Consider the following 24,502-nt stretch of genomic DNA (forward strand, 5'->3'; position numbering starts at 1 on the left):
CATGCCGACCCCAGCGCGTGTGCGAGCCGACGCGTGCCCGGGTGTTTTCGCACCCCACGACGCCGCCGACGGCCCGTTGGCCCGCGTCCGGCTGCCCGGTGGTGCGGTTTCCGCAGCCCAGCTGCGAGCGTTGGCAGAGTGCGCCGAAGCGTGCGGCGACGGCGACCTCCACCTCACCTCGCGCGGCAACGTCCAGCTGCGCGGCGTCACCCGGCCCGGCCTGGCGGCGCGGCTGACCGACGCGGGCCTGCTGCCTTCGCCGTCGCACGAGCGGGTCCGCAACGTCCTCGCGTCGCCGTTGAGCGGGGTGCGCGGCGGGCTCGCCGACGTCCGGGGCCTGGCCGCTTCGCTCGACGAGCTGGTGTGCGCCACCCCTGAGCTGGCCGCGCTGCCGGGCCGGTTCCTCTTCGCCTTCGACGACGGACGCGGTGACGTCGCCGGCGAAGGCCCCGACGTCTGCTGGCAAGCCCTCGACGCCGACACCGGAGTTCTCCTGCTCGCGGGCGGCGACACCGGACGGCGCGTGGCGCGCGCCGACGCCGTGGCCACGCTCTTCGAGGTCGCGCTGGAGTTCCTTCGCGTGCGCGGATCCGCTTGGCGCGTCGCCGAACTCGACGACCCGGCCTGGCGCGGGACGCCCGTGCCGCGTGCCGACGTCGAGGTTCCGGCCGGGTTGATCGAGCGGGACGGCGGCTTCGCGGCGGGTGTCGTGCCGCGCTTCGGGCAGCTGACCGCCGGCCAGGCCCGCGCACTGGCGGAGTTCGGCCCGGCGCTGGTCACGCCGTGGAAGTCGCTGGTCCTGCCGGACGTGGCCGCCGACGTCTTCGAGCGGCTCGGCTTCGGCGGCGAGCCGCTGGGGACCACCGCGTGCATCGGACGGCCGGGCTGCGCGAAGTCCCGGGCCGACGTTCGGGCCGACGCCGTCTTCCGGCCGGGCCTGCGCGCGCACTTCTCGGGCTGCGAACGGCGGTGCGGAAAGCCGTCGCAGTCCCATGTGGACGTTGTCGCCGAAGCGGGGGGCTACCGCATCGACGGCCACTGGGTGCCGCTCGACGAGAGGGAAGGAAAGCTGTGATCGACTACCTGCGGGACGGTGCCGAGATCTACCGGCACTCGTTCGCCACGATCCGCGAGGAGGCGGACCTGGCGATCCTGCCCGACGACGTGGCGGGCCTCGCGGTCCGGATGATCCACGCCTGCGGCATGGTCGATCTGGTCGACGACCTGCGCTACACGCTCGACGTCGTCGAGTCCGGCCGCGCCGCGCTCGAGGCGGGCGCGCCGGTTCTGTGCGACGCGCAGATGATCGCCAGCGGCGTCACGCGGCGCCGCCTGCCCGCGGGCAACGAAGTCGTCTGCACGCTCTCGGACCCTTCGGTGCCGGGACTCGCCGAGCGGATGGGCACCACGCGCTCGGCCGCGGCGCTGGAACTGTGGCGCGACAAGCTGCCCGGCTCGGTGGTGGCGATCGGCAACGCGCCGACCGCGCTGTTCCGCCTGCTGGAGATCCTCGACGAAGGCGTCGGTGCACCCGCGGCGATCATCGGCGTACCGGTCGGCTTCGTCGGCGCGGTGGAGTCCAAAGTGGAGCTCGCCAAGCGGGCCCCGGCGCCCTACCTCGTCGTGCACGGACGCCGCGGCGGCAGCGCGATGGCCGTCGCCGCGATCAACGCCCTCGCGAGCGCCGAAGAGTGACCGGGACCCTGTACGGCGTCGGGCTCGGCCCCGGCGACCCGGAACTGATGACGGTCAAGGCCGCGCGGCTGATCTCCGAAGCCTCGGTGATCGCCTACCACTGCGCACGGCACGGGCGCAGCATCGCGCGGTCGGTCGCCGAGCCGTACCTGCGCGAGGGGCAGCTCGAGGAGAAGCTCGTCTACCCGGTCACGACCGAGACGACCGACCACCCCGGCGGCTACGAGGGCGCGATCGCCGATTTCTACGAGCTGAGCGCGAAACGGCTCGCCGAGCACCTCGACGCCGGCCGCGACGTCGTCCTGCTCTGCGAGGGCGACCCGTTCTTCTACGGCTCGTACATGTACATGCACGAACGGCTTTCCGGCCGCTTCGAGGCGGTCGTGGTGCCCGGCGTGACGTCGGTGAGCGCGGCGTCGTCGGTGCTCGGGCGCCCGCTGGTCCAGCGCGACGAGGTGCTGACGGTGCTGCCGGGCACCCTGCCGGCACCGGAACTGGCCCGGCGGCTCGCGGACACCGACGCGGCGGCCGTCCTCAAGCTGGGCCGGACGTTCGGCTCGGTGCGCGAGGCCTTCGAGGAGGCCGGGAAGCTCGGCGACGCCGTCTTCGTCGAGCGCGCGACCTGGGGACAGCAGCGGATCGAGCCCCTCGGTGAGGTGGATCCCTCGACCGTTCCGTACTTTTCCTTGGCATTGCTGCCTTCGCCGGCTTATGCCTCGCGCGTTTCGCCCGCGCCCGCCCCCGTCCCGGCCTCCGAGAGCGCGGGTGAGGTCGTCGTGGTCGGGCTCGGCCCCGCCGGTCCCGAGTGGCTGACTCCCGAGGCCGCGGCGGAACTTTCGGTCGCCGAGCACGTCGTCGGGTACGGGCCGTATGTCGCGCGGGTGCCGCAGAAGGCGGGCCAGCAGCGGCACGCGTCGGGTAACCGCGTCGAAGCGGACCGGGCTCGCGAGGCACTGGACCTGGCGGCCGGCGGTGCCCGGGTGGCGGTGGTGTCCTCGGGCGATCCTGGCGTGTTCGCGATGGCGTCGGCGGTGCTGGAGCAGGTGTCCGCCGGGCACGGCGCCGGGGTCCGCGTCCGGATCGTCCCGGGCGTGACGGCGGCCCAGGCGGCGGCCTCCCGGGTGGGAGCGCCGCTGGGCCACGACTACTGCGTGCTGTCGTTGTCCGACCGGCTCAAGCCGTGGGAGATCATCGAGAAGCGCCTGGACGCGGCGGGTGCGGCGGATCTGGTGCTGGCGCTGTACAACCCGGCGTCGAGGTCCCGGACGACGCAGCTCGCCGACGCTCGTGACGTCCTCCTCCGCCACCGCGACCCGGCGACCCCGGTGGTGGTGGCGCGGGACGTCGGCGGGCCGGAGGAGGACATCCGGATCACCACGCTGGGCGGACTGGATCCGTCCACAGTGGACATGCGCTGCCTGCTGATCGTGGGGTCCAGCCGCACCCGCGTCGACGGCGGCGTCGTCTGGACCCCACGCAGCTACTAGCCGAGCCCGGTCAGGAACGCCGTCCCGTTCGGGGTGCCGATGCCCGTGACGTCGTCGTAGCCGTCGCGGACGTGGATCGTCAGCACGGCGTCGGCGTCCAGCGAGCGCAGGCTCGCCGCCGAGTACCCGGCCGAGGCGTCCACCGAGTTGGTGTAGTTGACCCGGGCGACCGCCATCGGCGACGGCGGCTGCCTGACGTCGTGGAACGCCGGGCTGCCCGCCTTGGCGTACAGCAGCGGGTTGGCGAAGCCGAACGTGCGGCCCGCCCGCTGCTGCGCCAGTGCGACGAAGGCGGCGAACAGCGGCGACGCCAGGCTCGTGCCGCCGATGCGGTACTCGCTGTACTTCGCCGTGCCGTCCGGGAACGCCTGCGTCTGCCCGACCAGGAACCCGGTGTTCGGGTCGGCCAGCGCGGCCACGTCCGGCACCGCGCGCATCGGCCGCGGCCGGGCGCCGTTCGCCGTCGCGATCGCGGTCGGCACCACCCCGGCCTGGTAGGCGGGCTGGGTGAACAGCCGGCTCGTCCCGCCGCCGGCGCCGCCGAAGAACTCACCCGGCGGCGTCGGCACCCAGGCACCGTTGGTCAGCGTCGACCGCCCGGTCTCCCAGCCGGTCTCGAAGAGGTACTCGCCGCCCGCGCCGACGCCGAGCGACGTCCCGCCGACCGCGGTCACCCACGGGCTCACCGCGGGCCAGTCCGGCGTCGCGGCGGGGAAGTTCGCGGCGATGCCGTCGGTCTCGTCGGCGTTGTCCCCGCTGGAGAAGTAGACGCCGATGCCGGTCGCGGCCGCTTCGACGAGCGTGTCGTTGAACGGCTTGACGTAGCCGGTCGGCAGCAGCTCGGTCGAGAACCCGTAGGAGTTCGTCACGATCGAGGCGAGGTGCTGGTCGACGACGTGGTTCATCGCCGCGTCGAGGTCCTGGTAGTTGTTCGGCGAACCGACGTAGACGATGTTCGCGCCCGGCGCGATGCTGTGCACCGCTTCGACGTCGAGGGTCTCCTCGCCGTACCAGCCCTGCGGGTCCTGCTTCGGGTTCTGCGGCCGGTTGTACACCCCCGGCGGCACCACCTGGGTGAACTGGTTGCCGGACAGCTGCGGCAGGCCGTGCAGGCGGGAGTAGGTGTTGACGTCGGAGACGATCGTCGGCGACGCGTAGGCGTCTATGATCGCGACGGTCTGGCCGGCGCCGTTGGTGCCCGACGCGATGGCCTGCTGGACACCGTAGGCGCTCTGCAGCTGCGCGGGCGTGTAGCCGCACGGCGCCCAGGGGTTCGGGTGCCCGTAGGCGTCCGGCACCTTGACGCCGTCCGGGGTGAGCGTGGTCGCGGTGGTCTTCTCGCCGTAGTAGGCCGAGCACGGCGGCGCGTTGACGAACGCGGGCGACGGCGTCGCGGCCGGGCCCGCGGACGGCTGGAGGAGCGCGAACGACTCGTCGAGCCCGACGACCGCGCTGACGGTCGACGGGAGGCCGGCGGGCAGCGACAGGTCCTGCTCGGGCGCCCGGAGCGTCTTGCCGGCGACCTGGTACTCGCCGAAGCTCGTGCCGAACGCGGCCGCGGCCTGCGCGACCGTGCCCTCGGCCTGCACGTACCGGTGGTTGCCGGGGGTGTAGCCGACGTCGAAGCCGGCCTTGCGCAGCCACTGCTGCACCGCGCTCACGTCGGTCTGCGACGGCGCGAACCGCTGCCGGAACTGCGCGGCGGTGAGGTAGTGGCCGTATGCGGCGGAGCCTGGCGTCGAGACGCTGTTCGCCGTGGCGGCCGCGTCGCCGGCCCAGCCGAGGTATACCCGGAACGCCACGTTGTCCGCCGAATTGGCCGCGCCGGTCCGGGCGGACGATTTCGCCCAGGCCGGGACGCTGCCCGGCAACGGGGTCCGGTCGCTGGCCGCGGCGGCCCCGACCAGGAGACCGGCGGCCGTCACGGCCGTGGCGGCCAGTGCGATCAGCCGGATCGCGGGTCTGCGCATCACTGGTCCTCCTCAGAAGAAAGTCGCCCCTGCGACGGTGAAGGGGCGAAGAGAAAACTAGTTCCGGAAATGGGAAGAGACCAGTTTCGTGATCGAGTCGATGCGGGTAACGGATATATCGGGCGGTGCCTTTTTCGCTTATTGAATGCGTTAACCGGGCGCTAATCTATTACGCACTCAGAGTAGATTCACGGGTGCTGGCGACCGCCCGGTCGGCGGTACCGATACCGTGGGCTCCCGTGTGGGGAGCAGCGTCCGAAGTGGTCAGAGCGGAACGGGCACTGCACCGCCGGACGGCGCTGGCTTGCGTCGCGGCGGAGGACGCGGGTGTGCCCGGCCGCTTCCGGGTGTGGGAGCGCGAGGGCCTGCTGGCCGTGCTCGCGACGGAGCCCGCGCTCGGTTTCCTGGCGACGGTGTCCGGCGTGACCCGCGAGACGGTGCAGGCGGCCCTCGACCTGGTCGACGAGCCCGTCTGGAACGGCGTGCGCCCGGCGGTGGTGACCGACGGCCTCCCGGTGCCGGGGTTCGAGCGGACGGACGACCGCCTGCTGGCCACCAAGCGCCTGCGACGGCACCGTGCGGTGCCGTCGGAGGTGGTCGACGCGGAGGTCTTCGCGGGCGTCCTGCTGGCCGGCTTCGAAGCGCACGGCATAGTCGCCCGGTTCATGGCGGCGGAACACCGGCTCCCGGCGGTCCGGCGGTTCCTGGTGCGGGAGGGGGAGAAACCGGTCGCGGCGGCGGGCATGACGATCCACGACGACGTGGCCGTGCTCGGCGCGGCGTCGACGTTGCCCGCCCACCGAGGCCGCGGCGCGCAGCTGGAGCTGCTGCGCCGCCGGCTGGCGGTGGCGGCCGCGGAGGGCTGCACCCTCGCGGTGGCGACGGCCCGCCCCGAGTCGGCGAGCGCGGCCAACCTGGAGCGGGCCGGGTTCCGCCTCCGCCGCCGTCAGGCGTGGCGGAAACCCTGACTCAGCGCGTCGGGTCCTTGCCGTTGGGCTGGCTCGGTCCCGGCCCCGGCGACCACCACCCCGGCACGGTCTTCTCGCCGTGCACGACAGTCGGCGCGATGCCTTCCGTGAACGGCTCGATCTGCAGCAGCTGGCCCCACGACTGGCTCGGCTGCCCGATCAGGTAGCTCGGCACCTCGGGCTCCTCGGCCAGCTCCTCCAGCCACCCGATCGGCCCGCCGTTCGTCGACGACGCCCACTGGGCCTCGTCCGCCAGGCCGCCCGCCGTGATGCGGTACTCCGGGACCTGGGAGATCCCGTCGTGGGACGTCACCGGCTGGACGCACGGGTACACGAACGACGCGGGCCAGTCGACGTACACCGGTTTCGAGCCGATCTTGTCGGTCAGCGTCGTGAACGTCGGGACGCGCGGGGCCGACGCCGCGATCCAGCCGTCCTCCGTCAGGTCGTTGTCGACGATGTTGATGCGGACCGCGTTCGTCTCCGGCGGCAGGTCGCGCAGGTTGATGCGCGTGTCGTTCCAGCCGCCCGTGCCCGAGCCCGGCGGGAGCATGAACTGGCTGCGCAGGATCTTCACGCCCTCCGGCGTGTCGACGCCGTAGTCGAGGCTCACCGACGTCGGGCGCCGCGCGGCTCCGGCCGTCGCCACCACGATCTGGCCGTCCGCCGGCTTCTCCGTCAGCGCGTACCAGTCGCTGCGCAGGCGGCCCGCGCGCGTCTCCGGGTCGAGGTAGCTCGACCACATCGGCACGGTCTCCGGGGTGAACCCGTGCGGCGGCTCGGCCAGCGGGTCCTTGTCGTCGACCGCGCGGGTGTGGAAGCCGGTCTGGACGCGGCCGTTGTCCTGGTCGGGGTTCGGCAGCGGGGAGTCGTTCTCCTTCGGCTTCTCCGCGACCGTCCGCTGCTCGGACTGCGGGCGCAGGATGCTCGTCGCCGCGTCGCGCTCGACCATCACGTGGTCGGAGAGGTTGCAGCTCTTGCCGAACAGGTGGCCGATGTTCGCCGCGCCGAGGCTGTAGCTGCCGGACTGGTTGTGGATCGCCCACGCCATCGTCACGAACTCGCCGGCCGCGACCAGGCCGCAGACCACCACCAGCGACAGCGAGCCGAGCCGCAGCGCGCGCAGCCGGCCTTCCTGGGGCTGGGCCGGCAGACCCGGCCGGTGCGCCCGGACGTTTTCGACGAACGCGTAGATCCCCGCGACCGCGGCCGCGATCAGCAGGATCGTCGACAGCGGGATGCCGCCGATGGACGGCGCCACGTTCGTCCACTGGACGCCGAGGCGCGAGACGAACCAGTAGGTGTTCGGCCCGGTCGCGGCGAGGGCGGCGACCACCAGCAGCGCCGCGAGGAAGGCCGCGCGGTTGCGTTTGGACCGCAGCACCGTCGAACTGGTCGCGAGCGCGGCCAGCGCCGCCATCGACGCGCCGACCGCGGCGAACGCGCCGAAGTGGTGCGTCCACTTCGTCGGCGTCAGGGCCAGGAGCAGGAAGAACAGCGCCGTCGTGCCGATCAGGCGGCGGGCGGGGCCGAGCGACGCGCCGGGGATGCGGCCGCGGCGCAGCAGCACCACCAGGCAGGTGGCCGTGCAGAGCACGACCAGCAGCACCGGGAACCGGCGCGGCGCCGAGCCGTCCGGCAGGCTCTCGAAGAGCAGCTGGTAGCGCGCGAGCTCCTGGAACCACGAGAGGTTCGGGCCCACCTGGGTCCGGATCCGGGTCGCCTCCTGGACGGTCGCGAACGTCTGGTCGGCGAACACCACGACCAGCACGAGCAGCCCGGCCGCGGCGATCGGCGCGAGCACCGGGATCCAGCCGTTCTCGTTCGCGCGCTGGCGGATCAGCTTGAACAGCGGGCGCGCGGCGACCAGGAACGGCGCCACGGCGATCAGCCCGGTCGGCGTCGCGGCGAGGGTGAACCCGGCCGCGGTCAGGCCGAGGCACAGCGGGAGCAGCCGCCGCGTCACCAGCGCGCGCTCCACGGCGCAGATCGCCAGCAGGGAGCCCAGCGCGGCGACCGGCTCCGGGCGGACGCCGTTGTTGTAGGGCATCCACCAGATCAGGAACACCGTCGCGGCGGCCCAGCTCGCCGGGCGGCTGGTGCGGATCTGGGTGCCCAGCCGGGGCATCACCTCGCGGCTGATCAGCAGCCAGCTCAGCACGCCGAGCAGGAACGACGGCAGCCGGATCCACGGCGGCACCGTGCTGACGTGCGTCATCAGCTCGAAGACGTGGTAGAACCAGCCGAACGGCGCTTCGGCGACACCGAACCAGCGGTGGTAGTTCGTCAGGAACCCGGTCTGCTCGGTGACCCGGGCCATCGTCAGGATGTAGCCGTCGTCCGAGGTCACCGGCCCGATGAACACCCACGCGCCGAGCGCGGCGATCACCGTGACGTCCCGCAGCGTCAGCCGCCACCAGCCGACCGGCGCCCACCGCGGCGCGCGTCTGGCGAAGCCGGAGTCGCGCCGCCAGACCGCGATCATGCAGCCGATCAGCGACAGCACGGCGAGCACGCCGACGGTGACCTTCAGCGCGGTCGGCGACGTCTGGTAGCGCGTGTCCGGCACGACCGAGACGTGCAGGCCGGCGATCGGGTCCTTGCTCGAGTTGATCGAGGAGTAGATGCCGACCACCCGCGGCCGGACGTCGCCGTTCGCGTGGAAGATCGGCGTCCCGGCCACGGCCAGGGTCATCTGCGTCGCGTCGACGTCCAGCTCGACGTCGCACATCTGCGCCGGCAGCGGCTGCTGGGCGATCTGCTGGCCCTGGCTGGAGGCGAACAGCACACCGTTGTCGACGCGCAGCTGCAGGCCGACGCCCTTGCCGGCGTTCGGGTCCGTGCGGCCGTCCGGCACGGTGGCGAACAGCAGGCCGGGACCGCCGGTGCGGGCGTCGACCGAGCGGATGGCCGCGCACGGCAGTTCGGCGCGCAGGTCCTGGGCCCAGTACCCGGTCAAGGGCGCGTTGACGGAGCGGGTGTCGCTGCCGGTCGGCCAGACGACCTCCGCCGTGTCCTGCACCACCGGCAGGAAGGGGAAAGCCAGCGCGCACAAGGCCGAGAGCAACCCCAGCGCTACGGCAATCAGACGCATCGGCGCAACGCTAACGGGTCAGACGTCGGCGGCTGACGCAACCCCCGGGTCACGCGGTGTGAAGCGGCCGTGGTGGAGGGCCTCGGTCAGGGGACGGCGGCTGCGCCAGCCGTGGCGTTCCAGGTCGGGCACGGTTTCCAGCCTGCTCACCGGCCCGACGCAGAGCCACGCGACCGGCCGGATGCCGTCCGGGACGCCGAGCAGCTCGCTCAGGAACGGCTCGCGGTAGAAGCTGACCCAGCCGACGCCGAGGCCTTCGGCGGTCGCGGCGAGCCAGAGGTTCTGGATCGCCAGGCACACCGAGTACAGGCCGGCGTCGGCGATGGCGTGCCTGCCGAGGACGTCGGGCGCGCCGCGAGCCGGGTCGTAGGTGACGACGACGCCGAGGCTCGACTCGAGGATGCCCTCGATCTTGATGTTCGCGAAGGTGCTCGCGCGGTCTTCGTCGAGCTGGGCGGCGAAGACCTCGCGCTCCTCGTGGACGTGCTTCGCGAACTGCTCGCGCGTCGCGGGGTCGTCGACCAGCACGAAGTCCCACGGCTGGGTGAGCCCGACGCTCGGGGCGGCGTGCGCGGCCCCGAGGATCCGCAGGAGCGTGGCTTCCGGGATCGGCTCGCCGGTGAACTCGCCGCGGACGTCCCGGCGCTTGCGGAGGACTTCGTAGAACTCTTCGATCATCGGTCGCGCACCCATTCGACGGCTTCGGCCACGGTTCCGGCGGTCTCCGTACGCGGTCTCGGCGGCCGCCGGACCACGACGACGGGCTTGCCGAGTTCCCGGGCCGCCGTCAGCTTCGCTTCGGTCTGCGGGCCGCCGGAGTCCTTGGTGACCAGGACGTCGACCTTTTCGAGCAGCGCGCGTTCGGCAGCCACCTCGTACGGGCCGCGGGCGAGGATCAGCTCGTGGTGCCGCGGCAGCGGCGGCTCCGGCGGGTCGACGCAGCGGATCAGGAACCACAGGTCGTCGAGGTGCGCGAAGGCCGGGAGACCTTGGCGGCCGCTGGTGAGGAAGACGCGTTCGCCGAGGCCGGGGAGCTTCTTCGCGGCGTCGTCGAGGTCGTCCGCCCAGTGCCAGACGTCTTGTTCGCCCGGTTGCCAGCCCGGCCGCGCGAGCCGGAGCAGGGGGATTCCGGTGCGTTCGGCCGCTTTCGCCGCGTTCGCGCCGATGCGCTCGGCGAAGGGGTGCGTCGCGTCCACGACGGCCTTCACGTCGTTCTCGCGCAGCCAGGCCGCGAGCCCGTCCGCGCCGCCGAAGCCGCCCACGCGCACTTCGCCGGCCGGGAGCCGTGGCCGCGCGACGCGTCCGGCCAGCGAAGACACGACCCGGACGTCGCTTCCCACCAGTTCTTCGGCGAGCTTCCGCGCTTCGCCGGTGCCGCCGAGGATGAGGATCACTGCGGATGTCCGTAGCCGACGGCCTCGCGCCACCGGTCGAGGGTCCGCATGTTGGCCAGCGTCTCCGCCCAGGTCAGCTCCGGTGCCTGCCGGTCGCCGACGTGCGCGGCGACGTGGTCCGCTTCGCGCGCGAAGACACCCTGGGTGGCTTCGACCTCGATGACCTCGGGCTCGCCGTCGGCCGGCGTGAGGACGATCCGCGAGACGCCGGGCTTGCGCAGCGGGTGGATCCACGCAGGTCGCGGGACGTGGAGCTGACCGCGTGAGCCGAAGACGCGGATGCCGTCCTCGCGGGTGAGCCGGATCCCGCAGGAGATCGTCGCGAGGATGTCCCCGGGCAGCCGCAGCAGGCCGGTCGCCCACTCGTCGACACCGGTCGCGGACAGGTGCGCCATCCCGCTGACCTCGGTCGGTTCGACGACGTCCTGACCGGTCGCGGCCTGCGCGACCAGCCGCGACAGGGACGTGCAGTAGCAGCCGACGTCGAGGATCCCGCCGCCGCCGAGCGCCGGGTCGCTCAGCCGGGCGGTTTCTTCGGGGTTGCTGTCGAAGGAGAAGGTCGTGTCCACCGCGCGGACCTCGCCGATGGCGCCGCTCGCGACGAGTTCGGCCAGCCGCCGCGTCTGCGGGTGCAGCCGGTACATGAACGCCTCCATCAGGAAGACGTCGTGCGCCCGGGCGGCGGCGATCACCTCTTCGGCGTCGGCCGCGGTGATCGTCAACGGCTTCTCGCACAGCACGTGCTTCCCGGCTTCGGCGGCGGCGATGGCCCACTGCTTGTGCATCGCGTGCGGTGTCGAGACATACACGGCGTCGATGTCCGGATCGGCCAGGAGCTCTTCGTAGCTGCCGTAGGCCTTGGGGATTTCGAAGCGGGTGGCGAAGTCGCGGGCCCGGCCGCCGTCCCGGGCCGCGACGGCGGCGAGCGTGCCGTGCTTGCTTTCGTCGACGCCCGCGGCGAAGTGGGCGGCGATGGTCCCGGCGGCCAGCAGGCCCCAACGCAGTTCGGTCACAACGACTCCGGTTGGTTCGCCCGGTCGCGGGCACTGGAATAGAGGAAGCTGTCGGGGAAGTTCGCGGCGGCGAGCACCCGGCCGACGAAGATGGTGGCGGCGCGGGTCATCCCGGCTTCCCGGACGAGTTTCGGCAGTTCGCCGAGCACTCCGCGCACGACCGTCTCGCCGGGCTGGCTCGCGAGCGCGACGACGGCGATCGGGCATTCGGCCCCGTAGTGCGGAACCAGCTCTTCGGCGACGCGTTCGACGTGGTTGACGGCCAGGTGCAGCGCGAGGGTGGCCTCGGTGGCGGCGAAGGCGGCGAGGGTTTCCTTCGGCGGCATCTTCGTCGACCGGGCCTGGACGCGCGTGATCACCAGGCTCTGCCCGACTTCGGGCACGGTCAGCTCCCGGTTCAGCGCGGCCGCGGAAGCGGCGAAGGCGGGCACGCCGGGAACGACGTCGTAGGGCACGTCCAGCGCGTCGAGGCGGCGCATCTGCTCGGCGACGGCACTGTAGAGCGAGGGATCGCCGGACGTCAGCCGGACCACGTCCTGACCCGCGTGATGAGCCTCGGCCATCCGCGCGACGATCGCCTCCAGCGCGAGGTTCGCCGTGTCGACGAGGACGGCCTCCGGGCGGCAGTACGCGAGGAGGTCGGTCGGCGTCATGCTGCCGGGGTAGAGGCAGACGTCGCAGCGGGCGAGCAGGTCGCGGCCCCGCACGGTGATGAGGTCGGCGGCACCGGGCCCGGCCCCGACGAAGTGCACGGTCATCGGCTGCTCCACTGCGTCACGACGCGAGCCGGCGTCCACCCGGTGAAGCCGCCGAGCGTCCCGGCCCGTTCCACCCCGATCCGCACCAGCTCACCCCCGTGCTGCGCGTACGCGCGTGCCAGCACCTGCTCCGCCTCCAACGTCACTCCGTGCGCGACCACCCGCGCCTCCGTCGCCAGGCACGCGTCCAGCACGCCCGGCACCGTCACCCCGCCGCCGATGAACACCGCGTCCGGTGACGGCAGCGTGCTCAGCGCGTCCGGTGCCTCGCCCGTCACCACCTCCAGTTCCGGTACGCCCAGGTCGAGCGCGTTGCGCCCGATCCGCTCGGCCCGCGTGGGGTCGCGCTCGATCGCGATCGCGCGGTTCAGCCCGTGCAGGCGCGACCACTCGATGCCGACGCTGCCCGCGCCCGCCCCGACGTCCCACAGCAGCTCGCCGGGGCTCGGCGCGAGCCGGGCCAGCGCCGACACGCGCAGGTCGCGCTTGGTCAGCTGGCCGTCGTGGGAGTACACGTCGTCCGGGACGCCGATCAGCGGCAGCGCCGGGCCCGCGCACGCCAGCGCGAACACCGTCAGCGGGCCGGGTTCGCCCGACCAGCCGTCGGAGATGCGCTCCTCGGGCCCGCCCAAGTTCTCCAGCGCGAACAGCTCGCTCTCGCCGTACCCGCGCACGGTCAGCAGCGAGCGCAGCGCCACCGCGTCGGCACCCAGGACCAGCACCCGCCGCCCCGGCGCCAGCACCCGGGCGACGCGGGCCGACGACCGGCCGACGAGGGTCACCACCTCGGTCTCCTCGGCGGACCAGCCCAGCCGGGCCCTGGCCAGTGTCACCGACGAGAGCGCGGGCAGCGCCTCGACCTCGTAGCCATGTGCCACGAGCGTAGTGCCGACCCCCGACAGAAACGGATCACCGCTGGCCAGGACGCAGATCCGCTGCCCTTCGTGCTCCGCGATCAGCGCGTCGAGCCCGGGCAGCAGTGGCGACGGCCACGGCTCGGCCACCACCTCCGGGGGCAGGTATCCCAGCTGCCGCGGCGCGCCGATCACGATGTCCGCGCCGAGCACCAGGGCCTGGGCTTGCTCGGACAGGCCGGACCACCCATCGGCCCCGATCCCCACCACCGTCAACCGTGATTTTTCGCGCACGATTTCCCACCCTAAGCGAGCCGGGCGCTGTGCGATGATCGGCCGGTCGCCGACCTGGAGGAGCGCTGTTGAAGCCGTACCCGTTCACCGCCGTCGTCGGGTTGCCGGACCTGCGCCTGGCGCTCGTCCTCTCCTCGATCTCGCCCGCGGTCGGCGGCGTGCTGGTGCGCGGCGAGAAGGGCACGGCGAAGTCGACCATGGTCCGCGCGCTCGCGGGCCTGCTGCCGGGCGTGGACGTCGTGGACGGCTGCCGGTTCTCCTGTGCTCCCGCCGCTCCCGACCCGCTCTGCCCGGACGGCCCGCACGACGGCGCCACGAGCCGTCGACGCCCGGCGAAGCTGGTCGAGCTGCCGGTCGGCGCGGCCGAAGACCGCGTCATCGGCTCGCTGCACCTGGAACGCGCGCTCGCCGAAGGCGTCACGGACTTCCAGCCGGGCCTGCTGGCCGCGGCGCACCGCGGCCTGCTCTACGTCGACGAGGTCAACCTGCTCCACGACCACCTCGTCGACACCCTGCTCGACGCCGCCGCGATGGGCCGCGCGACCGTCGAACGCGAGGGCGTCTCGGTGTCGCACGCGGCCCGGTTCGTCCTGATCGGCACCATGAACCCCGAGGAAGGCGAGCTGCGGCCGCAGCTGCTGGACCGGTTCGGGCTGACCGTCGAGGTCGCCTCCAGCCGCGATCCGGAGCAGCGCGTCGAAGTCGTCCGGCGCCGTCTCGCCTACGAAGCGGATCCTGACGCCTTCGCGGCGCAGTACGCCGAGGAAGACGCGAAGCTCGCCGCGGACATCGAAGCGGCGCAACGGCTTCTGCCCGCGGTCAAGCTCCCCGACGACGCGCTCCGGCAGATCGCCGAGATCTGCGCGTCCTTCGAGGTCGACGGCATGCGCGCGGACATCGTCACCGCGCGCACCGCCGTCGCGCACGCGGCCTGGGCCGGCCGCGACGAGGTGACCACCGACGACGTCCGCGTCGCCGCGCGGCTCGCGCTGCCGCACCGGCGCCGCCGCAACCCGTTCGACGCCCCCGGAATCTCCGAGGAGCAGCTGGAGCAGGCGCTGCAGGACGCGCAACCGCCGGAGCCGGGGCCCGAGGACGACGGCCCCGGTTCGGGTTCGACGCCGGACGAAGCTCCGCCGGAGGTTCCGCAGGGCGACGCACCGCGGGGACAGCAACCGCAGCAGAACGCGGGTGGGCAGCAGAAGACCGTCGGCGCCGGCGAAACGTTCAAGGCCCGCGTGTTCCGCGTCCAGGGCATGGGCGAAGGCGAGCGCGGCCGCCGGTCGCGCGCGATCACCGACAGCGGCCGCACCATCGGCGTGCAGCCCCCGAGCGTCCGCGACGGCCGCCCGCACCTGGTCGCGACCGTGAAAGCCGCGGCGCCGCACCAGAAGTCCCGCGGCCGCACCGGCGCCGCGCTGAAGCTGCGCCCGGAGGACCTGCGGTACGCGCTGCGTGAAGGGCGCGAAGGCAACCTCGTGCTGTTCTGCGTCGACGCGTCCGGCTCGATGGGCGCGAAGGCGCGCATGCGCGAGGTCAAGTCCGCGGTGCTCTCGCTGCTGCTCGACGCCTACCAGCGCCGCGACAAGGTCGGGCTCGTCACGTTCCGCGGCGACGCCGCCGAGCTGGCGCTGCCGCCGACGATCAGCGTCGACGCGGCCGCGTCCCGCCTCGAAGGCCTCCCGACCGGCGGCCGGACACCCCTCGCGGAGGGACTCCTGGAAGCCGCGCGGGTGCTGCGCGTCGAGGAGATCCGCGACCCGCGGCGCCGTCCGCTGCTGGTCGTCGTCACCGACGGCCGCGCCACCAGCGGGCCCGACGCCGTCGCGCGCGCCCAGGCCGTGGCCGGGCTCCTCGCCGGCGTCACCACCGTCGTCATGGACTGCGAGAGCGGCAAGATGCGGCTCGGCCTGGCCGCCGATCTGGCCGCCCACCTCGGCGCGGAGCACGTGCCGCTGGCCGACGTCGCCGCCGAGTCGCTGGCGAGCGCCGTCCGCGCCCGGACCGGGAAGGCCGCCTGATGCCGCAGGGAAAACCGTCGGTGGTGCCGGCCGACGGCCTGACCACGCGCCAGCGTCGCAACCGGCCGCTGCTCGCCGTGCACACCGGCGAGATGAAGGGCAAGTCGACCGCCGCGTTCGGGATGGCGTTGCGCGCCTGGAACCAGGGCTGGTCGATCGGCGTGTTCCAGTTCGTCAAGTCGGCGAAGTGGCGCGTCGGCGAGGAAGCCGCGTTCAAGGCGCTGGGCAAGCTGCACGACGACGCCGGCCAGGGCGGCCCGGTCGAGTGGCACAAGATGGGCGAAGGCTGGAGCTGGGCGCGCAAGTCCGGCACCGAGGACGACCACGCCGAAAACGCCCGCGAAGGCTGGGCCGAGATCAAGCGCCGGCTCGCCGCCGAGGCGCACGACTTCTACGTCCTCGACGAGTTCTCCTACCTGCTCAAGTGGGGCTGGCTCGACGTGGCCGACGTCGTGTCCGCTTTGGTCTCGCGGCCCGGGCACCAGCACGTCGTCATCACCGGCCGGTACGCGCCGCCGGAGCTGGTCGAGGCCGCCGACCTGGTCGCCGAGATGACCAAGGTCAAGCACCCGATGGACGCCGGCCAGAAGGGCCAGCGGGGGATCGAGTGGTAGCGCGCGTGGTCGTCGCCGCGCCCGGGTCCGGGCACGGCAAGACGACCGTCGCCGCGGGGCTGATGGCGGCGCTGCGCGCGGCCGGGCACCGCGTGTCCGGGCACAAGGTCGGGCCGGACTTCATCGACCCGGGCTACCACGCCCTGGCCACCGGGCGGCCGGCGCGCAACCTGGACCCGTTCCTGCAGGGCGAAGACGCGTTGATCCCGTTGCTGCGCCACGGTTCCCTCGGGGCGGACATCGCCGTCATCGAGGGCGTGATGGGCCTGTTCGACGGCGCTCTGGGCACCGAGGGCTACGCCTCGACCGCGCACGTGGCCCGGCTGCTGGACGCGCCGGTGGTGCTGGTGGTGGACGCGTCGGCGGCGTCCCGCAGCGTCGCGGCGACCGTGCTCGGGTTCGCCCACTACGACAACCGCGTGCGGCTCGCCGGGGTGATCCTCAACAAGCTGGGCTCGCGGCGCCACCTCGACGAGATCGCGGCCGCGCTGGAGGCGACCGGCGTCCCGCTGCTGGGAGCGTTGTACCGCAACGAAGAGATCCACGCGCCGAGCCGGCACCTGGGGCTCGTCCCGGCGGCGGAACGGGCCGCCGAAGCGCAGCACGTGCTGCCCGCGCTGGCCGCGTGGGTGCGCGACGGGGTGGACCTCGAAGCGATCGTGCGGATCGCGTCGGCGGCTCCGCGGCTGTCCGCGCCCGCCTGGGAACCGTCCGGTGTGGACGGTCCGCGGGTGACGGTCGCGGCCGCCGGGGGACCGGCGTTCACCTTCCGCTACACCGAAAACGTCGAGCTCCTGGCCGCCTGCGGCGTCGACGTGGTCGACATCGATCCGCTGCGGGACACGGCGTTGCCCGACGGGTGCGCCGGCCTGTACTTTGGGGGCGGGTTCCCCGAGGTGCACGCGGCGGAGCTGTCGGCGAACACGCCGTTGCTGCGGGAAGTGGCTTCGGCCATCGCGGGCGGGATGCCGGTGAGCGCGGAGTGCGCGGGCCTGCTGTACCTGTGCCAGTCGCTGGACGGCGTGCCGATGGTCGGCGCCGTCCCGGCGGACGCGAAGATGACCGCGCGCGGCAAGCTCGGCTACCGGCGTGCGGTCGCCGTCGAGGACAACCTCCTGGCGTCGGCCGGCCAGCGCGTCACCGGGCACGAGTTCCACCGCACCGAAGTGACGCCGTCGCACGGGACTTCGGCGGCCTGGGGCTGGGACCGGCAGCTGGACGGCTTCGCGTCGCCGACGTTGCACGCGTCCTACTTGCACGTCCACTGGGCCGGGTACCCCGAGCTGGCGCACCGGTTCGCGGCGCGGGTCCGGGCCCGTGGCTGACTACGACCTGCACCACCACGGCGATCGGGAGGTCGGGCCGGGGCTGGTCGACCTGGCCGTGAACGTCCGGCTGCCGCGGCCGCCCGGCTGGCTGCGGGACGAACTCGCGTCCGCGTTGGACTCCCTCGCGGCTTATCCGTCCACCGCGGACGCTGCCGCGGCCGTCGCCGCCCGCCACGGCCGACTCCCTTCCGAAGTCCTGGTCACCGCGGGCGCGGCGGAGGCGTTCACGCTGCTGGCGTCGGCTTTCCGGCCGCGGCACGCGGTGGTCGTGCACCCGCAGTTCACCGAGCCCGAGGCGGCGTTGCGGGCGGCGGGGCATTCGGTTTCGCGAGTCGTCTTGTCCGAAGCGGACGGGTTCGTCCTGGACCCCGCGCTGGTCCCGGCCGGCGCCGACCTGGTGTTCGTCGGCAATCCCACGAACCCGACCTCGGTCCTGCACCCGGCGGCGTCGCTGCTCGCCTTGGCGCGTCCCGGGCGGCTGCTCGTGGTCGACGAGGCGTTCCTGGACGCGATCCCGGGCGAGGCCGAGAGCCTGGCCGCGGGCGTCCCGGGTGTCGTCGTGCTGCGCAGCCTGACGAAGACGTGGGGGCTGGCCGGGCTGCGGGCGGGTTACGTACTCGCTCCGGCGGACGTCATCGATCGGCTCCGCGCGGTGCAGGTGCCGTGGTCGGTGTCCACTCTGGCCGGTGTGGCGACGGTGGCGTGCTGTCGCCCGGCCGCCTTGGAGGAAGCGGAAAAGCTCGCGATCGCGGCGGAATCGGACCGCGAGTACCTGGTGTCCGGGCTGTCGGCGGCGGGGGTGCCGGTGCTGGGCGATCCACGCGGCCCGTTCGTGCTGGTGCGCGTGCCTGACGGCGCTTCCCTGCGCGCGCGGCTGCGCGAAGCGGGCTACGCGGTACGGCGAGGCGACACGTTCCCCGGACTCGGCCCGGACCACCTGCGCCTGGCGGTCCGCGACCGGGCGACGACGGACGCGTTCCTGACCGCGTTGCGGGAACTTTCGTAAACACCGACAGGGGGTTGTCGTCACCGCGGCCGAAAGTGGGGTGCAGCCGGGAAACGCCCGGCGTGGCAGCGGAGGGAACGACATGCCCGGATTCAACGACGTCGCCTGGTTCGAGATCGGCACCGACGACCCGGCGGCCGCCGAACGGTTCTACGGCGACGTCTTCGGCTGGAAGGTCGCGCAGGACGACGCGGCGAGCACCGATGCCGCCTACCGCGTGATCGACACCGGCGGTTCGCGCGGTGGCCTGTTCACGGGCGAGGAGAACTACGCGATCTTCACCGTGCTGGTCGAAGACGTCGACGCCGCCTGCCGCGCAGTGGAGAAAGCCGGCGGGCGGGTGCAGCGCCCACCGACAGTCAACCCGGTCGGCGTGACGTTCGCGCACGTGCTCGATCCGGCCGGCAACCACTTCTCGGTGTTCACCCCGCCAAAGTGAGCTGCTCGACGTCGCCGTACGGGATGTCGAGGTCCTCGGGCCGCAGCCGGCGCAGCGGCGGCACTTCGGCGGTGACGGAGAAGGAGGCGATGCGGTCGGTTCGGAAGGCCCGGATCTCCTCGCGCAGCCTGCACCAGGCGATGAGGTACCAGTGCTCGGGCTTGCCGACATAGCCGAGCGGTTCGACCTCCCGCCGCGTGACGGCGCCCGCGCGGTCGGTGTAGCGGAGGCGAAGGACGCGGCGGATGCCGAGCACGCGCGGCATCGGCGGGATGGGACCGCTGCCGAGCAGGTGGACACAGGTGGCGAGGTCTTCTGCGGCCTTGACGTCCTCCCGCCGCATTGCCGCGACGAGCTTGCGCAGCGCCGAGCGCCCGTCCGCCTGGAACGGGGTGCCGTCGAGGTGCCTCAGCGCGAGCGCCATGGCGACGGCCTCGCCGGGTGTCAGGTTGACCGGCGGCATCGTGTGCGCCTTGTCGAGGCAGTACCCGCCGGTGCGGCCGGTCTCGGCGTAGATGGGCACGCCGGACTGCTGCAGCGCGCTGAGGTCCCGTTCGACGGTGCGGACGCTCACCTCGAACCGGGACGCGAGCCAGCGCGCGCTGCGCGGGCGCGGGGCGACAGCACGGAGTTCTTCGACGAGCGCGTACAGCCGATCGGTTCGGTTCACGTGCCGCACTCTAGGAAGGGGGTACGACAGTTTCAGGCGAGCGCGAGCAGGGCGGCCGCGACGGCGGCTTCGACACCGGCGCCCAGGACGTCGCCGGTGACGCCGCCGAGGCGGCGGGTGCACCGCCACAGGAGCGCTCCGGCGACGGCGTAGGCGAGGACGACCGCGAGGGGGCCGCGCCACCACGGCAGCCCGGGCAGCAGCGTGGCGAGCCCGGCGGCGGCCACGCCGATCGCGAGGGCGGCCGTCTTCGCAACCGAGCCGGCGACGGTGGCGCCGAGCCCCTCGGGCCGCGCGGACGGGACGCCCCGCGCGCACGACATCGAGAGGGTGCAGCGCCCGATGAGGACGCCGGCGGCCGCGGTGACCGGTCCGGCCGCGGTCAGCGCGCCGGCCTGGGCGAGCAGGACGAGCAGGAGCGTAGCGACCCCGGTGGGCCCGGAGTCCCCGCGGCGCATGACGTCGAGTGCCTTGGCGCGGTCGTAGGAGGCACCGAGGCCGTCGGCGGTGTCGGCGAGCCCGTCGAGGTGCAGCCCCCGGCTGCCGAGCGCGACGGCTCCGAGCGCGAGGGCGGCGGTAGCGAGAGCGGGGAGGTGAACAGCTTGCCCGGCGGCGACGACGAGCCCGGCGGCGATGGCGAGCGGAAGCGCGGCCAGGGGGGCGAGCAGCATGGCACCCCCGGCCACCCGCCGGTCGATGACGCGGGGCGCCGGGACGGGAACGGTGGTCAACGTCCCGACGGCCATCCGCGCGGAGTCCGTCCAGCGGCTCACGTCAAGTCGGCCAGCAGACCCATGTCCGCCAGGATCGCGCGCGCCGCCCTGAGCGTCGGCACGGCCTGCACCGCTCCGCTGCCCTCGCCGAGCCGCAGCCCGAAGTCCAGGATCGGCTCCAGCCCCAGCGCCTTGAGCGCGAACGCCTGCGAAGGTTCGGTCGACCGGTGCCCGGCCAGCCACCACTGCTCCACCCCCGGCGCGATGTCCCGCGCGACCAGCGCCGCGGCGCCCGAGAACACCCCGTCCAGCAGCACCGGGATTCCCAGCACGGCCGCTTCGACCAGGAAGCCGGCCGTCGCCGCGACGCACGCACTGCCCAACGCCGTCAGCCGCTCGAACGGGTCCTCCGTCCGGCCCGCCGTCCTCGTCAGCGCCGCCGCGACCGCCGCCGTCTTGCGCTCGAGGCCGTCGGCGTCGACTCCGGTGCCCGTGCCGACCACCTCGGCGGCCGGCAGCCCCAGCGAGGCCGCCACCAGCGCCGCGCACATCGCCGTGTTGCCGATGCCCATGTCGCCCGGGATCAGCAGGTCCGCGTCCGCTTCCTCGCGGGCGATCGCCCGGCCGGCGTCGAACGCCGCCTGCGCTTCGCCCGGCAGCAGGGCGTCCTCGACGTCGATCGAGCCCGAGCCGCGGCGGATCTTGTGCGCGGTGACTTCGGGCGGGACGTCCGCGCCGTCCCAATCGACGCCCAAGTCCGCCACGCGCACCTTCGCGCCGACCTGCGCCGCCAGCACGTTGACCCCGCTCTTGCCCGCCAGGAACACCCGCACCATCGCCGCGGTCACCTCGCGCGGGTACGCCGACAGCGCCGACACGCCGTGGTCGCCGGCGAAGACGACCACCCGGACGTCGTCGAGCGGGCGCGGCGGCACGCTCCCGTGCGCCGCCGCCAGCCAGGCGGCGATCTCCTCCAGCCTGCCGAGCGCGCCGAGCGGCTTGACCAGGCCGTCGAGCCGCTCCTGCGCGGCGGCGCGGGCGGCGGGGTCGGGTGCGGGAACGTCGAACACGGGCGCCTCCTGGCTACAGGTCGAGCGCCCGGCCCGCGACGACCAGCACGACCCGGTCGGCGTCGGCGGACACCCGGTTGTTGAGTGCGCCCAGCACATCACGGAACAGCCGTCCGGACGACGTTGCGGGCACCACACCGCTGCCGACCTCGTTGCTGACCGCGACCACCGGCACCCGCGCCGCCGCCCAGGCGGCGAGGAAGTCCTCGAGCCGGTCGTCCAGCCGGTGTTCCCAGCCGGGCTTCTGCTTCCAGGCGCCGACGTCGTCCAGCACACGGGACAGCCAGGTGCCGAGGCAGTCGATCAGCAGCGGCTCGGTCGCCTTCCGGAGGGTGCCCGCGAGGTCGGTGGTCTCGACGGTCTTCCAGTGCGACGGCCGCCGCGCCTGGTGCGCGGCCACCCGCGCGGCCCATTCGGGGTCGTCGTCGCCGGCCGGGAGGCCGGGCGCGACGTAGACGAGGTGCGGGTGGCCGGCGACGAGCCGTTCGGCGTGCCGCGACTTCCCCGAGCGGACGCCGCCGAGGACCAGCACCTTGCCTTCGTCACGGCCGTACCGGCGGAGGGCGCGTGCCAGGGTCTCGAGGTAGCCCGCGAGGCGGGCCGTCAGCCTCGCCGACGTCTTCTTCCCGGCGGAGGCGGTGGGCGCAGTCATACCCGGCATTGTGGTGCACGCGCTACCGTGCGCCACGTGCCACTCCGTCTAGGGACAACCGCTGCCGGACTCGTTACCGGATACGCCGCCGACACCCTGTTCGGCGACCCTCGACGGGGGCACCCGGTCGCGCTCTTCGGGGCGGCCGCCGCGCGCCTGGAACGCCTCGTGTGGGCGGACTCGAGATCGCGCGGGGTCGCGTACGCGGGGTTGTGTTCCTTCGGCGCTGTCGGCCTCGGAGTCGCGCTTCAGACGGCGACGCGGCGAAGCCCTTTCGCGCGCTTCTCCCTCACAGCGGTGGGTACGTGGGTCGTGCTCGGCGGACGCGGCCTCGCGGCCGAAGGCGCCGAAATGGCCAGGCTGCTCGAAGCGGGCGACGTGCCTTCGGCGCGTACGCGGCTCTCGCACCTCTGCGCCCGCGACGCGACGGCGCTCGACTCCGCCGAGCTGACCCGCGCGGCGACCGAGTCGATCGCCGAGAACACGTCGGACGCGGTCGTCGCGCCGCTGTTCTGGGGTGCGGTCGCCGGGCTGCCGGGACTGCTCGGGTACCGGGCGCTGAACACGCTGGACGCGATGGTCGGCTACCGGTCGCCGCGGTACCGCCGGTTCGGCTGGGCCGCCGCCCGGGCCGACGACGTGGCCAACCTGGTGCCATCGCGGATCGGCGCGGTGCTCACGGCGTTGTGCGCACCGCTGGCGGGCGGACGCGCCCGCGAGGCGTGGCGGATCTGGCGCCGCGACGGCAGCAGGCACCCGAGCCCGAACGCGGGCCAGGTGGAAGCCGCGTTCGCGGGAGCGCTGGGCATCAAACTGGGCGGCACGAACAGCTACGGAGGCGAAGTGGAGAGCCGCGCGCGGCTGGGGGAGGGACGCGACCCGGAGCCGGTCGACCTGCGTCGGGCGGTGCGGTTGTCGCGCTGGGTCGGGGCGGCTTCAGCCGTCGTCGCGGCGGCAGCGGTCGCCGCGGGGGCCGCGCGGTGAGCGGCCTCCTCATCGCCGGTACCACTTCCGACGCCGGCAAGAGCCTCGTCACCGCCGGCGTCTGCCGGTGGCTGGCCCGCCGTGGGGTGCGTGTCGCGCCCTTCAAAGCGCAGAACATGTCGAACAACTCCATGGTCTGCGCCGACGGCGCCGAAATCGGGCGCGCCCAGTGGCTGCAGGCCCGGGCCGCCCGCGTCGAACCCGAAGCCGCCATGAACCCCGTCCTGCTCAAGCCCGGCAGCGACCGGCGCAGTCACGTCGTCGCGCTCGGGAAGCCCTTCGGCACCCTCGAAGCCGGCGAGTACGCCACCGGGCGCGCCGGGCTGGCCGAGATCGCCTTCGGGGCCTTCCGCGACCTCAGCGACCGCTACGACGTCGTCGTCTGCGAAGGCGCCGGCAGTCCGGCCGAGATCAACCTGCGCGGCGGCGACTACGTCAACCTGGGGCTCGCCCGGCGGTTCGGGCTGCCGGTGCTCGTCGTCGGCGACATCGACCGCGGCGGCGTCCTCGCCGCCATGTTCGGCACCCTCGCCCTGCTGTCGGCCGAAGACCAGGCGCTGGTCGCCGGCTGGGTGGTCAACAAGTTCCGCGGCGACGTCGGCCTGCTGCGGCCCGGCCTCGACAGCCTCGAGAAGGTGACCGGACGGCCGGTGCTGGGCGTGCTCCCGTGGCTCGAGCGCGTCTGGATCGACTCCGAGGACGCCCTCGCCGCCGCGGGCTGGCGCCGGGAGGCCCAGGGGCGCGGCCTGCGCGTGGCCGTCGTCCGGTTCCCGCGCGCGTCCAACGCCACCGACGTCGACGCGCTCGCCGCCGAACCCGGCGTCACCGTCACGCTCACCGCCGACCCGGACGTCGTCGCGGACGCCGACGTCGTCGTGCTGCCGGGGTCGCGCGCCACCGTCACCGACCTCGCCTGGCTGCGCGAGTGCGGCCTCGACACGGCGGTCGCGGCCCGCGCCGCCGCCGGCCGCCCGGTGCTGGGCATCTGCGGCGGTTACCAGATGCTCGCCGAGTCCATTGTGGACCAAGTCGAGTCCGGCGCGGGCGAGGTGCCCGGCCTCGGCCTGCTGCCGGCCCGGGTGACGTTCGCCGAGGAGAAGGTGCTGGCCCGCCCGGCGGGAACGTGGCGCGGCGCCCCGGTCGAGGCGTACGAGATCCACCACGGTTCGGTGACGACCCGAGCGTCCCTCGAGTCCTTTCTGGACGGCGTCCGCGACGGCGCGGTCTGGGGCACGATGTGGCACGGAGCCTTCGAGAACGACGCGTTCCGCCGCGCCTGGCTGACGGAGGCGGCGGCCCAGTCCGGCGTCGAGTGGAAACCGGCGCCGGACGCCCCCGGCTTCGCCGACCTGCGCGAGCAGATGCTGGACAAGCTGGCCGACGCGATCGACGAGCACCTGGACACCGCGGCGCTGCGCACCCTGCTGGAGGCGGGCGCGCCGAAGAACCTGCCGTTCGTCCCGCCTGGCGCGCTTTAG

The 24,502-nt window shown here is 73.6% G+C and carries 22 protein-coding genes; 11 read left to right on the forward strand and 11 right to left on the reverse strand.

Features of this window, described 5'->3' with window-relative positions:
• Window position 1 precedes the first annotated feature (1 nt).
• From ACWEVP_RS38475 to ACWEVP_RS38485, 3 genes are read left to right on the forward strand one after another with little or no spacing between them, the layout of a single operon-like run.
• Window positions 2-1,075 (forward strand): precorrin-3B synthase, encoded by a 1,074-nt coding sequence (locus tag ACWEVP_RS38475; protein WP_452067501.1) that lies wholly within the window; start codon window positions 2-4, stop codon window positions 1,073-1,075.
• Window positions 1,072-1,695: a precorrin-8X methylmutase gene (locus ACWEVP_RS38480; RefSeq protein ID WP_452067502.1), complete on the forward strand. Its 624-nt coding sequence runs from the start codon at window positions 1,072-1,074 to the stop codon at window positions 1,693-1,695. The genes ACWEVP_RS38475 and ACWEVP_RS38480 overlap by 4 nt, the downstream gene beginning before the upstream one ends.
• The gene (locus tag ACWEVP_RS38485; RefSeq protein ID WP_452067503.1) at window positions 1,692-3,182 is read left to right on the forward strand and encodes a precorrin-2 C(20)-methyltransferase; all 1,491 of its coding nucleotides are present in this window, start codon (window positions 1,692-1,694) and stop codon (window positions 3,180-3,182) included. Before ACWEVP_RS38480 ends, ACWEVP_RS38485 begins: the two co-directional genes overlap by 4 nt.
• Here ACWEVP_RS38485 and ACWEVP_RS38490 read toward each other — a convergent pair.
• Entirely contained in the window at window positions 3,179-5,152 is a 1,974-nt protein-coding gene (locus ACWEVP_RS38490; protein ID WP_452067504.1) for a S53 family peptidase, read from the reverse strand. The two genes, ACWEVP_RS38485 and ACWEVP_RS38490, sit on opposite strands and share 4 nt — an antisense overlap.
• Before the next feature lie 260 nt (window positions 5,153-5,412).
• On the opposite strand from ACWEVP_RS38490, the gene ACWEVP_RS38495 reads away from it, so the two are divergent.
• Window positions 5,413-6,120 carry a GNAT family N-acetyltransferase gene (locus ACWEVP_RS38495; RefSeq protein WP_452067505.1) on the forward strand — a complete coding sequence of 236 codons (708 nt, stop codon included), beginning with the start codon at window positions 5,413-5,415 and terminating at the stop codon, window positions 6,118-6,120.
• Window position 6,121: 1 nt separating this feature from the next.
• Here the strand turns inward: ACWEVP_RS38495 and ACWEVP_RS38500 are convergent, their stop codons facing one another.
• The 6 genes from ACWEVP_RS38500 to cbiE are packed head-to-tail and all read right to left on the reverse strand — an operon-like array spanning window position 6,122 to window position 13,527.
• On the reverse strand, window positions 6,122-9,214 hold the full coding sequence (locus tag ACWEVP_RS38500; RefSeq protein WP_452067506.1) for an arabinosyltransferase domain-containing protein: 3,093 nt from the start codon (window positions 9,212-9,214) through the stop codon (window positions 6,122-6,124).
• A gap of 18 nt (window positions 9,215-9,232) precedes the next feature.
• Window positions 9,233-9,892 (reverse strand): 5,6-dimethylbenzimidazole synthase, encoded by a 660-nt coding sequence (bluB, locus tag ACWEVP_RS38505; protein WP_452067507.1) that lies wholly within the window; start codon window positions 9,890-9,892, stop codon window positions 9,233-9,235.
• Window positions 9,889-10,608, reverse strand: a complete 720-nt coding sequence (locus ACWEVP_RS38510) for a cobalt-precorrin-6A reductase (protein ID WP_452067508.1) — start codon at window positions 10,606-10,608, stop codon at window positions 9,889-9,891. The genes bluB and ACWEVP_RS38510 overlap by 4 nt, the downstream gene beginning before the upstream one ends.
• The gene (locus ACWEVP_RS38515; protein ID WP_452067509.1) at window positions 10,605-11,621 is read right to left on the reverse strand and encodes a Gfo/Idh/MocA family protein; all 1,017 of its coding nucleotides are present in this window, start codon (window positions 11,619-11,621) and stop codon (window positions 10,605-10,607) included. Before ACWEVP_RS38515 ends, ACWEVP_RS38510 begins: the two co-directional genes overlap by 4 nt.
• On the reverse strand, window positions 11,618-12,379 hold the full coding sequence (gene cobM / locus ACWEVP_RS38520; protein WP_452067510.1) for a precorrin-4 C(11)-methyltransferase: 762 nt from the start codon (window positions 12,377-12,379) through the stop codon (window positions 11,618-11,620). The genes ACWEVP_RS38515 and cobM overlap by 4 nt, the downstream gene beginning before the upstream one ends.
• Window positions 12,376-13,527 (reverse strand): precorrin-6y C5,15-methyltransferase (decarboxylating) subunit CbiE, encoded by a 1,152-nt coding sequence (cbiE, locus tag ACWEVP_RS38525; RefSeq protein ID WP_452067511.1) that lies wholly within the window; start codon window positions 13,525-13,527, stop codon window positions 12,376-12,378. The genes cobM and cbiE overlap by 4 nt, the downstream gene beginning before the upstream one ends.
• Before the next feature lie 68 nt (window positions 13,528-13,595).
• Here cbiE and ACWEVP_RS38530 point away from each other — a divergent pair, with 68 nt between their 5' ends.
• The 5 genes from ACWEVP_RS38530 to ACWEVP_RS38550 all read left to right on the forward strand — a co-directional run bounded on the left by ACWEVP_RS38530 (window position 13,596) and on the right by ACWEVP_RS38550 (window position 18,935).
• Window positions 13,596-15,548: a putative cobaltochelatase gene (locus tag ACWEVP_RS38530; protein WP_452067512.1), complete on the forward strand. Its 1,953-nt coding sequence runs from the start codon at window positions 13,596-13,598 to the stop codon at window positions 15,546-15,548.
• Window positions 15,548-16,162: a cob(I)yrinic acid a,c-diamide adenosyltransferase gene (gene cobO, locus ACWEVP_RS38535; RefSeq protein ID WP_452067513.1), complete on the forward strand. Its 615-nt coding sequence runs from the start codon at window positions 15,548-15,550 to the stop codon at window positions 16,160-16,162. The genes ACWEVP_RS38530 and cobO overlap by 1 nt, the downstream gene beginning before the upstream one ends.
• Window positions 16,156-17,487, forward strand: coding sequence for a cobyrinate a,c-diamide synthase (locus ACWEVP_RS38540; RefSeq protein WP_452067514.1), 1,332 nt, complete (start codon window positions 16,156-16,158; stop codon window positions 17,485-17,487). Before cobO ends, ACWEVP_RS38540 begins: the two co-directional genes overlap by 7 nt.
• Window positions 17,480-18,496 carry an Rv2231c family pyridoxal phosphate-dependent protein CobC gene (cobC, locus tag ACWEVP_RS38545; protein ID WP_452067515.1) on the forward strand — a complete coding sequence of 339 codons (1,017 nt, stop codon included), beginning with the start codon at window positions 17,480-17,482 and terminating at the stop codon, window positions 18,494-18,496. Before ACWEVP_RS38540 ends, cobC begins: the two co-directional genes overlap by 8 nt.
• A gap of 82 nt (window positions 18,497-18,578) precedes the next feature.
• Window positions 18,579-18,935 (forward strand): VOC family protein, encoded by a 357-nt coding sequence (locus tag ACWEVP_RS38550; protein ID WP_452067516.1) that lies wholly within the window; start codon window positions 18,579-18,581, stop codon window positions 18,933-18,935.
• On the opposite strand, the gene ACWEVP_RS38555 is transcribed toward ACWEVP_RS38550, so the two are convergent.
• The 4 genes from ACWEVP_RS38555 to ACWEVP_RS38570 are packed head-to-tail and all read right to left on the reverse strand — an operon-like array spanning window position 18,919 to window position 22,040.
• The gene (locus ACWEVP_RS38555; protein WP_452067517.1) at window positions 18,919-19,605 is read right to left on the reverse strand and encodes a helix-turn-helix transcriptional regulator; all 687 of its coding nucleotides are present in this window, start codon (window positions 19,603-19,605) and stop codon (window positions 18,919-18,921) included. The two genes, ACWEVP_RS38550 and ACWEVP_RS38555, sit on opposite strands and share 17 nt — an antisense overlap.
• Before the next feature lie 32 nt (window positions 19,606-19,637).
• Window positions 19,638-20,351: an adenosylcobinamide-GDP ribazoletransferase gene (locus tag ACWEVP_RS38560; RefSeq protein WP_452067558.1), complete on the reverse strand. Its 714-nt coding sequence runs from the start codon at window positions 20,349-20,351 to the stop codon at window positions 19,638-19,640.
• Between the two features lie 23 nt (window positions 20,352-20,374).
• Window positions 20,375-21,388: a nicotinate-nucleotide--dimethylbenzimidazole phosphoribosyltransferase gene (gene cobT / locus ACWEVP_RS38565; RefSeq protein ID WP_452067518.1), complete on the reverse strand. Its 1,014-nt coding sequence runs from the start codon at window positions 21,386-21,388 to the stop codon at window positions 20,375-20,377.
• Between the two features lie 13 nt (window positions 21,389-21,401).
• Entirely contained in the window at window positions 21,402-22,040 is a 639-nt protein-coding gene (locus ACWEVP_RS38570) for a bifunctional adenosylcobinamide kinase/adenosylcobinamide-phosphate guanylyltransferase (RefSeq protein WP_452067519.1), read from the reverse strand.
• A 36-nt stretch (window positions 22,041-22,076) separates the two neighbouring features.
• On the opposite strand from ACWEVP_RS38570, the gene ACWEVP_RS38575 reads away from it, so the two are divergent.
• Both ACWEVP_RS38575 and ACWEVP_RS38580 read left to right on the forward strand, forming a co-directional pair.
• Complete coding sequence (locus ACWEVP_RS38575) at window positions 22,077-23,024, forward strand: cobalamin biosynthesis protein (protein ID WP_452067520.1); 948 nt, start codon at window positions 22,077-22,079, stop codon at window positions 23,022-23,024.
• A complete protein-coding gene (locus tag ACWEVP_RS38580; protein WP_452067521.1) occupies window positions 23,021-24,502 on the forward strand; it encodes a cobyric acid synthase in 1,482 nt (493 codons plus the stop codon). The genes ACWEVP_RS38575 and ACWEVP_RS38580 overlap by 4 nt, the downstream gene beginning before the upstream one ends.

The sequence above is a fragment of the Amycolatopsis sp. NPDC003865 genome (assembly GCF_053605345.1).

Bases quoted from the DNA above. Each gene is read 5' to 3' on its own strand.
- ACWEVP_RS38570 (WP_452067519.1), bottom strand. From the start codon at position 22,040: ATGACTGCGCCCACCGCCTCCGCCGGGAAGAAGACGTCGGCGAGGCTG.
- bluB (WP_452067507.1), bottom strand. From the start codon at position 9,892: ATGATCGAAGAGTTCTACGAAGTCCTCCGCAAGCGCCGGGACGTCCGC.
- ACWEVP_RS38490 (WP_452067504.1), bottom strand. From the start codon at position 5,152: ATGCGCAGACCCGCGATCCGGCTGATCGCACTGGCCGCCACGGCCGTG.
- cobO (WP_452067513.1), top strand. From the start codon at position 15,548: ATGCCGCAGGGAAAACCGTCGGTGGTGCCGGCCGACGGCCTGACCACG.
- cobM (WP_452067510.1), bottom strand. From the start codon at position 12,379: ATGACCGTGCACTTCGTCGGGGCCGGGCCCGGTGCCGCCGACCTCATC.
- ACWEVP_RS38560 (WP_452067558.1), bottom strand. From the start codon at position 20,351: ATGGCCGTCGGGACGTTGACCACCGTTCCCGTCCCGGCGCCCCGCGTC.
- ACWEVP_RS38475 (WP_452067501.1), top strand. From the start codon at position 2: ATGCCGACCCCAGCGCGTGTGCGAGCCGACGCGTGCCCGGGTGTTTTC.
- ACWEVP_RS38550 (WP_452067516.1), top strand. From the start codon at position 18,579: ATGCCCGGATTCAACGACGTCGCCTGGTTCGAGATCGGCACCGACGAC.
- ACWEVP_RS38500 (WP_452067506.1), bottom strand. From the start codon at position 9,214: ATGCGTCTGATTGCCGTAGCGCTGGGGTTGCTCTCGGCCTTGTGCGCG.